This is a genomic window from Flagellimonas sp. L-11 (assembly GCF_056857735.1).
Genome location: NZ_JBSXNR010000034.1, coordinates 24,802 through 36,868, shown reverse-complemented (window position 1 = coordinate 36,868; position 12,067 = coordinate 24,802). Strand labels below are relative to the sequence as shown.

At 40.7% G+C, this 12,067-nt stretch carries 12 protein-coding genes and 1 tRNA gene; 6 read left to right on the top strand and 7 right to left on the bottom strand.

Annotated elements, in window-relative coordinates; genetic code table 11:
* The first annotated feature begins 3 nt into the window (after positions 1–3).
* From AC13CC_RS04500 to AC13CC_RS04490, 3 genes are all read left to right on the top strand, one after another.
* Positions 4–963: a PorP/SprF family type IX secretion system membrane protein gene (locus AC13CC_RS04500; protein WP_482876933.1), complete on the top strand. Its 960-nt coding sequence runs from the start codon at positions 4–6 to the stop codon at positions 961–963.
* Positions 964–1,008: 45 nt separating this feature from the next.
* Positions 1,009–1,365: a dihydroneopterin aldolase gene (gene folB, locus AC13CC_RS04495; RefSeq protein WP_482876932.1), complete on the top strand. Its 357-nt coding sequence runs from the start codon at positions 1,009–1,011 to the stop codon at positions 1,363–1,365.
* A gap of 60 nt (positions 1,366–1,425) precedes the next feature.
* Positions 1,426–1,496, top strand: a tRNA-Cys gene (locus AC13CC_RS04490).
* A 32-nt stretch (positions 1,497–1,528) separates the two neighbouring features.
* On the opposite strand, the gene AC13CC_RS04485 is transcribed toward AC13CC_RS04490, so the two are convergent.
* From AC13CC_RS04485 to rnr, 3 genes are read right to left on the bottom strand one after another with little or no spacing between them, the layout of a single operon-like run.
* Positions 1,529–2,191 (bottom strand): LysE family translocator, encoded by a 663-nt coding sequence (locus AC13CC_RS04485; RefSeq protein WP_482876930.1) that lies wholly within the window; start codon positions 2,189–2,191, stop codon positions 1,529–1,531.
* A 3-nt stretch (positions 2,192–2,194) separates the two neighbouring features.
* Complete coding sequence (locus AC13CC_RS04480; RefSeq protein ID WP_326276605.1) at positions 2,195–2,875, bottom strand: head GIN domain-containing protein; 681 nt, start codon at positions 2,873–2,875, stop codon at positions 2,195–2,197.
* Positions 2,876–2,927: 52 nt separating this feature from the next.
* Entirely contained in the window at positions 2,928–5,111 is a 2,184-nt protein-coding gene (rnr, locus tag AC13CC_RS04475) for a ribonuclease R (RefSeq protein WP_482876928.1), read from the bottom strand.
* Between the two features lie 595 nt (positions 5,112–5,706).
* Between rnr and rpiB the strand changes: the two genes are divergently transcribed.
* From rpiB to AC13CC_RS04460, 3 genes are read left to right on the top strand one after another with little or no spacing between them, the layout of a single operon-like run.
* The gene (gene rpiB / locus AC13CC_RS04470) at positions 5,707–6,138 is read left to right on the top strand and encodes a ribose 5-phosphate isomerase B (protein ID WP_326276603.1); all 432 of its coding nucleotides are present in this window, start codon (positions 5,707–5,709) and stop codon (positions 6,136–6,138) included.
* 5 nt (positions 6,139–6,143) lie between these two features.
* A complete protein-coding gene (locus AC13CC_RS04465) occupies positions 6,144–7,067 on the top strand; it encodes a cation diffusion facilitator family transporter (RefSeq protein ID WP_482876926.1) in 924 nt (307 codons plus the stop codon).
* Positions 7,067–7,507: a GNAT family N-acetyltransferase gene (locus AC13CC_RS04460; protein ID WP_482876924.1), complete on the top strand. Its 441-nt coding sequence runs from the start codon at positions 7,067–7,069 to the stop codon at positions 7,505–7,507. The genes AC13CC_RS04465 and AC13CC_RS04460 overlap by 1 nt, the downstream gene beginning before the upstream one ends.
* 312 nt (positions 7,508–7,819) lie before the next feature.
* Here the strand turns inward: AC13CC_RS04460 and dcm are convergent, their stop codons facing one another.
* From dcm to rnpA, 4 genes are all read right to left on the bottom strand, one after another.
* On the bottom strand, positions 7,820–9,067 hold the full coding sequence (gene dcm / locus AC13CC_RS04455; protein WP_482876923.1) for a DNA (cytosine-5-)-methyltransferase: 1,248 nt from the start codon (positions 9,065–9,067) through the stop codon (positions 7,820–7,822).
* 15 nt (positions 9,068–9,082) lie between these two features.
* A complete protein-coding gene (locus AC13CC_RS04450; protein ID WP_482876922.1) occupies positions 9,083–9,466 on the bottom strand; it encodes a hypothetical protein in 384 nt (127 codons plus the stop codon).
* A gap of 149 nt (positions 9,467–9,615) precedes the next feature.
* Positions 9,616–11,241, bottom strand: coding sequence for a S41 family peptidase (locus AC13CC_RS04445; RefSeq protein ID WP_482876920.1), 1,626 nt, complete (start codon positions 11,239–11,241; stop codon positions 9,616–9,618).
* Positions 11,225–12,022 carry a ribonuclease P protein component gene (gene rnpA, locus AC13CC_RS04440; RefSeq protein WP_482876919.1) on the bottom strand — a complete coding sequence of 266 codons (798 nt, stop codon included), beginning with the start codon at positions 12,020–12,022 and terminating at the stop codon, positions 11,225–11,227. Before rnpA ends, AC13CC_RS04445 begins: the two co-directional genes overlap by 17 nt.
* Between the last annotated feature and the right edge of the window lie 45 nt (positions 12,023–12,067).

Sequence of the window (12,067 nt, the reverse complement as noted above, 5' to 3'; positions counted from 1 at the left end):
CCCATGCTAAAAAAAGTATGCTCAACTATATTATTTGTTTCCTTGGCACTTTGTGCCAAGGGACAAGAGTTGACCTTACCACAATTATCCCAGTATATCGCGGACAATCCCTTTTTAATGTCCCCGACATATGCAGGTATAGGAGATCATATAAAAGTGCGTTTAAACGGCTTAACACAATGGGTGGGCATCGAAGACGCCCCGGATACCCAGACCTTGGCCGCTGACGCCAGAATTGGGAACAGGTCCGGGATAGGTATGCTTCTTTATAACGATAGTAACGGTTATACAAGGCAAAGAGGAGCCAAGGTTGCCTTTGCCCACCATTTAACATTGGACAGATATGACGATATATTCCTTTCCTTCGGTATCTCTTACAACTTTAACCAATTTCGGATAGATGTAGAACAGTTTGAAGAAAACAACGGTCAATTGCCAGCGGATGATAAAGCCACTACCAACCATAACTTTGATCTGGGCGTACTTTACAGGTACGACAAGTTCTTTTTTAGTTTGAACGCAGGTAATGTCCTTAACAAGGACCTATCCAATTTTAATACCGATATCATCCGTATTGAACCCAACAAACTAAGAAACTATTATGCTTATGCGGGCTACAGTTTTTCCAAGAGCAAAAACAGTAAATTGGAAATAGAACCTTCCGTTTTCTTTCAATGGTTCGAGAGCGATGGCCGTTCCGTTACCGATCTGAACACCAAGTTCCGTTTTCGCGACTTTGAAGATTACTATTACGTAGGCCTTACCTATCGTTTTTTGAACGACCAATTGGGAGAACCTCTATACATAGCCCCTATTGCAGGTTTTAAAAAGAGTAATTTTTATTTTGGGTATTCCTATCAGGTAATTACCAACGAAATTTTGGGATACAGCACAGGAACACATGTGCTTACCGTGGGAATGGATCTCTTTCAGGGTATAAGTAACTGTCGATGTATGTATTGATTTTATACGTTTTGCCTTATTTTTGCCCTTTCGTAATATAAGGCTTTGGGAAAAATCAGGTTAAAAAACGTTAGAATACATTCCAATCATGGATGTTTAAGGGAAGAAATGCTCATTGGCAGCGATTACAGGGTTGACCTTGAAATCACGGCCGACCTTTCCCAACCCGCGGCTTCCGATCAACTTACCGAAACGGTGGACTATGTCCATCTCAACAACATCATAAAGGAAGAAATGACGGTACGTTCCAATTTATTGGAACATGTGGCCAAAAGGATTATTGATCGTATATTCGGAGAAATTAAAGAAGTAACCGGGGTGGAAGTCGAAGTTTCCAAAATAAACCCGCCCATTGGTGGCGATGTAGAGAGTGTTTCGGTGATACTTACATCCAAGCGATAAGTTATTTAAAAGATTACAGGATAAAAATTCGCAAAATATTTTTAGCTTTGCGATCCAATTGGCATCGTGGCCGAGTGGCTAGGCAGAGCTCTGCAAAAGCTTGTACAGCGGTTCGAATCCGCTCGATGCCTCAAAACCCAGTACTTTGTGCTGGGTTTTTTGTTTACAAATCTTCAAGTTTCTCTATTTTATCTTGGATATCAAACTTATCCTTGGGCAAAAAACCTTTGGTAATCAACACAACGCCACAGATAATCAAAATAATCCCCAATCCTTTTTTTATGAGCACAATACGCTCTTGGGTCAAATAGCGTTTCAGTTGTTTCGCTAAAAGTATTTTGATTAAATCCGTTATAAAGTAAACAAGCAACACGGTACTAAAAAAAACCATCATCCTATTGGGATTGTTTTCCAAACTGGGTCCTACTACAATAATAAGCCCCAACCAAAAAGCGAGTACGCCTATGTTTATGAAGTTTAAAAGAAAGCCTTTTACCAATAATCCCAGATAAGTTCCCTTGGAGGCCTTAACGTTGGATTTTTTCTTTGCCTTCTTCACAAATAGAAATATCCCGTAAACCAACAAAATCATTCCTCCGAATACAAAAAGACCTGGTTCGTTGCTCAGGTTCTCCAACAACTGAAAACTACTGAAATAGGCAATCAACAAAAAAACTATGTCGGCGAAAATCACTCCAATATCCAAACTTACTCCAGCCCTAAAGCCTTTGGTAGCACTTGTTTCCAACAAAACAAAGAAAACAGGTCCGATCATAAAGCTCAATAAAAATCCCAAAGGGATGGCAGCTTGGATATCGTCAATCATTTTTTAGTTTGCTCTTTTTATTTTTCCACCGAAAAGGGTGTGTTCGTCCATTGTTTTAGGGTCTCCATATACCAAGACCTCGCCTCCGGCCTTCACATTGGCCTTAACGTAGTCCGTTGCATGTATTTCGGCATTTCCCCCTGCGTTTACACTTATGGTTGTAAATTTTGTTTTAAAGGTTCTTCCGTTATATGCCCCTCCCGTATTTATAATCACATCCTGGGTATTGGAAAATCCACCTGCAAAGATCTTTCCTCCGGAAACCGCCTTTATCAACAACTGGTCCACTTCGCAATTTATCTCCAGTTCACCACCTTCCTGTGCCTTAAGTTCCAAAATATCTTGTACATAGATATCATCGGATGATATTCGGGCATCCTCATTAACATCTATAACCACTAACTTTTCGGAGTGATATAAATCTACATACGTTCTGTAGCCACTGAATATTTTGACGATTTCCATCCGGATTTTCAATACCCCATTATTATTGACAATGGCAACATTTGTGGTATTTTCCCCGGTGATCACCGCTTTGTTTTCGTTGGATTTGATAAGATTGATGGCAATACCATCAAATCCCTTTACTTCGGAAAACTTTTGTAGGTCTTGGGTTACGGTTGCATCCTGGGCCTCAAGTAATTGAAGCGATAGGAACATAAGAACAATCGTAATTACTTTCATGTTATAAAAATTTGGTTCTCAATAGGATAACAAATTTTATTCCAAAATAGTATTATTCCTTTTTACCGATCAACGAAAAGTCCAAATGGCGTTTGATCAAATCAGTACTCTTAACCATTACACAAACTTCATCGCCCAATTGGTACATCCGTTTTGTTCTTTCCCCTACAATGGCATACTGGCGTTCATCAAACACATAGTAATCATCCTTAATATCGCGGATACGGATCATACCCTCGCATTTGTTCTCGATAATCTCTACATAAATGCCCCATTCGGTAACCCCGGAAATCACGCCCAAGAACTCTTGGTCCTTGTGGTCTTCCATAAATTTTATCTGCATGTATTTAATGGAATCCCGTTCTGCATTGGCCGCCAATAGCTCCATATCCGAGGAATGTTTGCACTTTTCTTCGTACATGGTGGCCTTTGGTGTTTTTTCCTTATCCAAATAATGCTGCAGCAATCGGTGCACCATCACATCGGGATAACGGCGTATGGGAGAGGTAAAATGTGTGTAATATTCAAATCCCAATCCATAGTGACCAATGTTCTCCGTGGTATAAATCGCCTTGCTCATACTTCGTATGGCCAGGGTATCCACCAAATTCTGCTCTTTTTTGCCCTTTACATCTTCCAACAACTTGTTTAGGGACTGATTGATGGACTTTGGATCCTTAAGATTGATACTATGTCCAAATCTGGAAATAACGCCGTTCAAGGCCATCAATTTATCCTCATCGGGCTTGTCGTGCACTCGGTACACAAAGGTTTTCTTTTGCTTTCCGATAAACTCTGCCACTTTTCTATTGGCCAAGAGCATAAACTCCTCGATCAGCTTATTGGCTTCCTTGGCTTCTTTAAAATAAACGCCAACGGGTTCGTTGTTTTCGGACAGGTGGAACTTCACCTCAATTTTATCAAATGAGATGGCACCGGCATCCATACGGGCCTGTCGCATAATCTTGGCCAATCTATCAAAAGTGAGTACGGCTTCGACCACATCATCCGAAACGGAATAGGCTTTATCCCTGATGGATATTTCCTTGGGAATCTTGTTTTGCTGGGTCTCGATAATATGCTGTGCCTCTTCGTAGGCAAATCGCTCGTTGGAATTAATGGCTGTCCTACCGAACCACTGCTTTACCAATCGGCCGTTATGATCCATTTCAAAAACGGCGGAAAAGGTATATTTTTCTTCATTTGGGCGCAGTGAACACGCTTTATTGGATAGTACTTCAGGCAACATGGGAACCACACGGTCCACCAAATATACCGAAGTGGCCCTATTATAGGCTTCTTCTTCCAGAATGCTATCGGGTTGCACATAATGCGAAACATCCGCTATATGAATACCTATTTCATAGTTGCCATTTTCCAATTTTTGAAAGGAAAGCGCATCATCAAAATCCTTGGCATCTTTTGGGTCTATGGTAAAAGTGAGTACATCGCGCATATCCCTGCGCTTCGCAATTTCAGATTCCTTTATACTGGTATCCAAGGTTTTGGCAAACTGTTCCACTTCATAGGGGAACTCATTCGGCAATCCGTATTCGGCCAATATGGCGTGTATTTCGGTATGGTGTTCACCTGGTCTCCCCAGTACCTCGATCACTTCACCATAAGGGGAATCGGCATCACCCGGCCAATCTCCAAGGCTAACCAATACCTTATCACCATTATTCGCTTTTTTAAGCTTTTCCAAGGGCACAAAAATATCGGTGTACATTCTGGAATCCGTAGGCCGAACAAATGCAAACCGAGCTTGCTTGTCCACAATGCCAACATAAGATGTTTTTTTTCTTTCAAGTACTTTGGAAACCTCGCCCTCCATTTTCTTGCTCTTACGCCTTGGTTTGAGAAATACTTCGACCGTATCACCATGGAAGGCCCTGTTCAAATTATTGTTCTGAACAAAGATGTCATCCTCCAGCTCATCCACCACAATATAGGCATTGCCACTTGTGGTAAGATCTACCCTTCCTGTAAAATACGTATGGAGCGATGGTTTTTTTTGATACTTGCCCCTTTCGGGCTCAACAATTCGTTCGCTGGCCTTTAACTGCCCCAAACGCTTGATCAAAAGGTTTCTATCTTGGGTATCGGAAATACCTAATTTTGAAGCTATTTGCTTGTAATTGAAGGTTTTTGATGGCTCTTTTTCAAGTACGGTAAAAATGCCCTTCGTAATTTCATTCTTTCGCTGACTCCCAGCTCTCTTCTTTTTCTTTGACATTAACGTCCTTATTTTTTTTGAAAAATACGAATTATAATCCTTGAGCAACAAGGAAAGGAAGAGTAATCCAAAACAATGTCAACTTTATCAACAATTATCAATATTATATTTTTTCTTCTTTTTTAAATTTAATTAAAATGATGATTATGATTGATCGTTGAAATGTGGAATAAAATATTAGGGAAAAAGTTGCTTTGAACGATCAAAATATGTTGTTCACAATTTGTCAGAATACAAGAAAATTAAGAATCAACCATTTATATTTTTTATCCACGGCTTTTAACAACCCTTATCAACATCGATTTATTGAAAAGTTAATGTGTCCTTAATGTTAATTACCCACAAAAAAAGGTTTATAACGGTTGATTAATTTTTAATGGAATATTACCTGAACATTAAATAATTATTCCTACTGATCTATTTTATTGAAAAACAAAATTTCGTTACCAATAGTTTTATGCAAATAGTTAACAAAACGGGGTTATTGTTAATTGATTGTATGTGAACCCAATGAAAATATCTCCTCAATTTTATGAACAGCACAACATTAAAAGATATTGTACCTTTGTTACGTACCCATTTTAATACAAATACCATGAAAATTGCCATAGGAAACGACCACGCTGGAACCGATTATAAACTTGCTATTATAGGTCTTTTGAAATCCAAAGGAATTGAAATTATAAATTACGGCACTGACGGCACCGATAGTGTGGATTATCCAGATTTCACACATCCCGTAGCCACCGACGTGGCCGAAGGAAAAGTAGATTTTGGCATAGTGCTTTGTGGTAGTGGCAATGGTGCCACTATGACCATTAACAAACACAAAAATATTCGTGGCGCACTTTGCTGGAACAAGGAAATAACCCAATTGGCCAGAGAACATAACGACGCCAATATTTTGAGCTTGCCAGCGCGATTTATATCGCTTCCCCAAGCTTTGGATATGGTAGAAACCTTTTTAAGCACAAAGTTTCAGGGCGGAAGGCACGAACGTAGGATCGAAAAAATTCCTTGTAGATAAACCCTATGGGTAACCACCATCATCACAATCATGGACATTCGCATGCGCATCCCGACCTTAAAGGGGGAAACTTGCTCATATCCATCGTTCTTAACATAGGCATTACATTGGCCCAAATCATTGGGGGATTGCTCTCGGGTAGTTTGGCACTCTTGTCCGATGCACTTCACAACTTTAGCGATGTACTCTCTTTAATGATTAGTTATGGTGCCAGGAGATTGGGACAACGGAAGGCATCCAGCCACAAAACCTTTGGGTATAAACGAGCCGAGATTTTGGCGGCCTTCATTAATGCGGCAACCCTAGTGATCGTGGCCATTATTTTAATGAAAGAAGCCATAGAACGACTGTTAGAGCCCCAAGTAATTGAATCCAATCTGGTAATTTGGCTGGCTTTGATTGCCATTTTGGGTAACGGCTTTAGCGTGTTGTTATTGAAAAAGGATTCCGAGCACAACATGAACATGAAATCCGCCTATTTGCATTTACTTACGGATATGATGGCGTCCGTAGCGGTATTGATTGGCGGTATTTTGATGAAATATTTTCAGATTTTTTGGGTAGATGCCCTATTGACCATGATTATCGGCGTTTACTTAATTTATATGGGATATGACCTTTTGAAGGAATCGACCAAGGTATTGATGCTTTTTACCCCAAAATCAGTGGTCATACAAGATATTGTAGAATCCATTTGTACCATAGAACCGGTAAAAAACGTACACCATGTGCACATTTGGCAGCTCAATGAAGACGAAGTCCACATGGAGGCCCACATCGACTTTAAAAATGATATTCGCCTTTCCGAGTTCGATGCGATTTTAGAAAAAATAGAGGAGCACGTCTATCACAAACACGGTATCAACCATGTAAATATTCAACCCGAATTTGATAAGTGCGATTCCAAAAATGTAATAGTTCAGGATTAATGGAAGTATTGGTAAAAACCTTTGAAGAGCTCTCCACCAAAGAACTCTATCAAATTCTACGCCTTCGCAGCGAGGTTTTTGTGGTGGAACAGGACTGTGTGTACCAAGATGTGGACAACAAAGATCAAAAAGCCCTACATGTAATAGGTATCAAAAATGATGGAGTAGTGGCTTACACAAGGATTTTTAAACCTGGGGATTATTTTGATAATGTAAGCATAGGCCGGGTAGTTGTGAGCAAAAATCAACGCAAATTCGGATTGGGCAAGCAGATAATGCAAACCTCCTTGGCCGCTATTGATCAAAGATTTCCGCACAAAGCCATCGAAATTTCCGCACAATCCTATCTATTAAAGTTCTACACGGAACTAGGTTTTAATGCCTTTGGCGAAGAATATTTGGAAGACGGTATTCCGCATAGGAGAATGTTGAGGGAATGACAAATGTTTGCAGTCATCTTATTCAAACCCAACCTCTTCGCCACACCGATCTGTTCCAAATAATCCAACTTAAGAATAAGGTTTACAGGCTTTTCCGATTTGTTTTTTGTGGAAAACAACAGATATCCTTCAGTTTTGGCATCTAGTTGATTCACATTTATTTTGCCTTGCTTTTTGCGATTCACAAAAGTGATGTTGCAAGAGGTATATACACCATCCTCATCCGAATACATGCTGGTGACCAAAGCGTAAAACTGTGTGTTTTTGGTAATAAGCATCCAGTAAAGGGGCCAATTGTTTTCTTTGGATAGATCAGCTTTGAACTTGCTTTTCAAATTCAGAAATTTTCCGGAACAGTGAAGCACCGAGTTGTTCCACAATGCCCACCACAAGAGCGTTGCCCATAAAAAAGGCACGTTTGGCATCCGAAATGCCATCTACTTGGGTGTGATTATCCGGAAACATGTTCAACCGTTCCAATTCAACAGGTAAAAGTCTTCGCAGTCCCTTGGAGGTTTGGACCACGTGCTTAAACCGGGATGGGGATTTACCGCCCTCGCCGGTTATTATGGTTCTGGAAGGTTGATCCAGCGCATCGGGAAAAACCATGCTTCCCTCGCTGTAATTGTACGCAAAACCTGCTTTGGTCTTGCGTATTTCTTTTTTGCCGCCCTTTAAATATTCCCATTTGGGCAAATCGGCAGCATCAATATAATATTCTGGATGAATGGAGCCCTTTTCCAAAATTTCGGAGAGTACCGTTCTTTTTCCATCGTAAGAAGGAGCCGTTTTTAGGGTAGATACTTTTCCATTAACACAAACCCCAGAGTTTAAAAATGGGGAAAGGCCTTTTTCTGGGTTGAAGTTATGGGACAAAGCCACTACATCTTCCTCCAAATCAAAGGAAACCAAATTTTGTGCTGTTTGGTCGACCGGAAAAGCAGCAGAAATAGTTCCTTCTTTCAAAATCCAGTCTTTTGGGCGGGACTTTAGGAGTTTTTTAAAAATAGGGGTTCCCTTAAAATACGCCATAAAAAAAACGCGCCTTCGGCGCTGTGGCATTCCATATTCGGCCGCATTTATTACGCGCCATTCCACAGCATAGCCCAAATCCGATAAACTGCGGAGCATCACGGCAAAATCCCGGCCTCTTTGGGAAGAAGGGGATTTTAACAGGCGATCCACATTTTCCAAAAAAAGATATTTTGGTTTGTTCGTTTTCTCGGAAAGAATTCGATGGATGGACCACCACAGCACACCCTTTTTACCAATAAGGCCCTTGGAGTTTTTCAAAGATGTGGCCACGGAATAATCTTGACAGGGAAACCCGCCAACAAGCATGTCGTGGTCGGGAATTTCGGAGGTTTCCACATTTTCAATATTGGTGTTGGAGTGATTTTCTGTTCCAAACCGTGCCTCATAAACCAAAGAAGCATGCTGTATTTTGGTAGAGGGCTCCCATTGATTGCTCCACACAACGGAATAGTGTCCTGTATTTTCCAATCCCAACCGAAAACCGCCAACTCCGGCAAAAAGTTCACACACTTTGAGTTTTTGCATGCCCAAAAATAGGATTTATTCTATCTTTTTTAGGGTATCGTCATATAAACCTATCAAGATGCTGTTTCCTTCTGCATCTATCTTTAGGCCGCCGTATTTGGCGTTTTCACACTTTTCCGCTTCCCCTTCTTGAAAAAAACAGGATGCTGCACCAATACGTATGCCCCACCATTTTTTTGGATATGGGAACAAGCCCGTTTTTGCCAATGGCAACAAGACCAAAAAACAAAACAATAAGCGCCTCGATAAGGCCCAGACCCAGGAACAGCGCGATAAAAAACGCTTACAAGCGGTCTTATCGGCATGAATATGGTGGAGCAAGGCCTTTGAAATCCCGCTTTTTGACCAATTACTTAGCTGGCTTATGGTCTGTATTTCTTCCCGATCAATTTTTGCCATAAGCATTATTTGCTAAAAAGAGCTGTAACAACTATCCAAAGGAAAATTAGTGAATACCGGACGATTAATGTCAAGTCATTTGATAATTGCCGTATTTGGTTTGATGAATGCGGTATATGGATTGATAGACGAACCGAAGAAACAACACCCTACTTTAAAATTGCAGCGTATTTGGAATTATTGGACAACAATTCTTTTGCGGTCAATATGGCATCGTCATGATCCAAATAGTATTTGTAAAGCCCATCCCGGTAAAAGTATCGGGTTATGATCTCATCTTCCAACTTCTTTTGGATTTCCTTTTTAAAGGTGTCCAAAGCGGTTATTTTACCTTTATTTACGGCCAAAAGAAGGTCTTTGTACTTTTCTTGGACATCGCCCCCCAATAAGATGTTGTCACCATTAATGGATTCTTCCAAAAGCTTTTCCGTTTTGGTCTGATAGGAGAAGTTCTTTTCTTGGGCATAGGTTTTAAATGCATTATAATCACCATCGGAAAAATTAAAATCATCCACCGAATCAAAATTGTGGTCGTAGAAATAATCCGTGGCAAAATCAAAAACGATATTGTTTTCCTCCAACGCATCAATAAGGGAGTTGGTTTTTAAGGATTCAATGGTAATGTCTGGCATTACTCCTCCACCATCCCATACTTTTCGCCCGTTTCTGGTGGTGAATTCTTTAAAATTGGTGTTTCGAACTGCATTGCCCTGTGCATCACGGTTCCAATAGTCCAACGACTGGATACATCTGCCGGAAGGGGTGTAATATCTTGATATGGTTACTTTTAATTGTGTCCCGTAAGTAAGTTTTAAGGGGCGTTGCACCAAACCTTTTCCAAAACTTCGGGCCCCAACAATTACGGCACGGTCCAAATCCTGAAGTCCGCCCGAAACAATTTCACTGGCCGAAGCACTTTTTCCATCTATCAGGACAACAAGGGGAATCTCTTCATCTTCTGGCTTGTTTTTGGTTCTGTATTCCTGATTGAACTTTTTTACCTTGGATTTCGTGGTCACGATCAACTCTCCCTTGGGCACAAAAAGGTTGGTTACATTGATGGCTTCGGATAATAGTCCTCCGGGGTTTCCCCTAAGGTCCAACACCAATTTTTCTGCACCCCGGCCTTTTAGGTCCTGTATGGCCAATTGGGTTTGTTTGGAAGCTTTCCTGTTAAAGCGCGACAATACGATATACCCCGTTTTGTCATCGATCATATCGTAAAAGGGAACGGCATCTACCTCTACACCTTCGCGGGTAATGGTTGCGGTCTTGGTTTCCCCTTGTCTTAAAAAGGTGACATCAACCGAAGAGTTGTTGGCCCCTTTTAGGAGCTCTCCGGCATTATCATCAAAATCGGCAACCAAGGTCTCCCCAATTTTAATAATTTCATCCCCGGCCTTTAGGCCGGCCTTATCGGCGGCATACCCTTGATAGGGCTCAACCACCACCAATTTGTTTTCGTAAGATCGAACAAGGGCACCAATGCCCGAATACTCTCCCGAATTGTTGATTTTGTAGGATTCAACATCCTGCTCGTTCAAAAACTGGGTATAGGGATCCAGTTCATTCAACATGTTTTTTATAGCGGAATCCATCAGCTCTGCGGGGTTGGTCTCATCTACATAGTTCATGTTGAGTTCCTTAAAGAGCGTAGTAAAGATTTCTATTTGTTTGGCAATCTCAAAAAAGTCACTTTTAAAACTGCTGGCACCAACCAAAACGGCAAGTGCCAAAACGGGAATCAAAACCTGTTTTTTAATCAATCTTTTCATGGAATTCTTTTTTTATAAAGGCCTCTAACAGCTTTTTCATGGCTGCATCAACTTCATTAAAACTTGGGGTCTTCTTGCCAAGGTATAAAAATATGAACGCATAATTTCCCTCAATGTTGTTAAAAATGAGGGGCTTGTTGCGCCGGTAAGCCTCCCTTAAAAGCCGCTTGATGCGGTTGCGGTCCACTGCGGATTTGAATTGCCTTTTGGGGGCGACCACAGCAACTTTTACAGGCACCTCATCTTTAACATGGGTGTTGAGGTAAATCAACTTTAAAGGGAATTCACGCAGATTTTTACCTTCCGTAAAAAGCGCTTCGAACATTTTTTTGTTGGTGAGCTTTTCTTTTTTGGGAAAGGAAGTGTCCCCTTGAGGGGACCTTAGGGGAGTTTTTTCTTTTTTTGAATAAGGTTTTTCACTTTGCATATCAGATACGACTTCTTGTAAGGTCATCAAAACACCAAACATATTGTTTTTAACCTCACTATCCTGTAAGCGAACCAAATGTACGCCTACTTTTTCTGGTTGTTGCCCTCTTTGTACATCCTTATCATACTTAAATTCATGGGAAACTCCATCAATTTCAATAGCGAGCAGCAATTCGTGGCAATAAAAATCCACAATATACTCAAGCAATGGAACTTGCCGATGGAATTGTACACCCAAAGCTCGCTGCTTTATTTTTTGCCATAGCAGGACTTCAGAAAGTGTGCTGTGTTTACGTAGTTGTTTTGCAAACGCTTTCAACTTGGGGTTATCTGGAATAATCTTGTTTTTCAAAGCGATTGAGGACCTAAATATATCAAGAATATTTGGCGGAGAACA

What these genes read in the sequence shown, in the direction of transcription:
- AC13CC_RS04500 (WP_482876933.1), top strand. Translation starts at nt 4, where the DNA reads ATGCTAAAAAAAGTATGCTCAACTATATTATTTGTTTCCTTGGCACTT.
- AC13CC_RS04485 (WP_482876930.1), bottom strand. Translation starts at nt 2,191, where the DNA reads ATGATTGACGATATCCAAGCTGCCATCCCTTTGGGATTTTTATTGAGC.
- AC13CC_RS04480 (WP_326276605.1), bottom strand. Translation starts at nt 2,875, where the DNA reads ATGAAAGTAATTACGATTGTTCTTATGTTCCTATCGCTTCAATTACTT.
- rnr (WP_482876928.1), bottom strand. Translation starts at nt 5,111, where the DNA reads ATGTCAAAGAAAAAGAAGAGAGCTGGGAGTCAGCGAAAGAATGAAATT.
- rpiB (WP_326276603.1), top strand. Translation starts at nt 5,707, where the DNA reads ATGAAAATTGCCATAGGAAACGACCACGCTGGAACCGATTATAAACTT.
- AC13CC_RS04465 (WP_482876926.1), top strand. Translation starts at nt 6,144, where the DNA reads ATGGGTAACCACCATCATCACAATCATGGACATTCGCATGCGCATCCC.
- AC13CC_RS04460 (WP_482876924.1), top strand. Translation starts at nt 7,067, where the DNA reads ATGGAAGTATTGGTAAAAACCTTTGAAGAGCTCTCCACCAAAGAACTC.
- dcm (WP_482876923.1), bottom strand. Translation starts at nt 9,067, where the DNA reads ATGCAAAAACTCAAAGTGTGTGAACTTTTTGCCGGAGTTGGCGGTTTT.
- AC13CC_RS04450 (WP_482876922.1), bottom strand. Translation starts at nt 9,466, where the DNA reads ATGGCAAAAATTGATCGGGAAGAAATACAGACCATAAGCCAGCTAAGT.
- AC13CC_RS04445 (WP_482876920.1), bottom strand. Translation starts at nt 11,241, where the DNA reads ATGAAAAGATTGATTAAAAAACAGGTTTTGATTCCCGTTTTGGCACTT.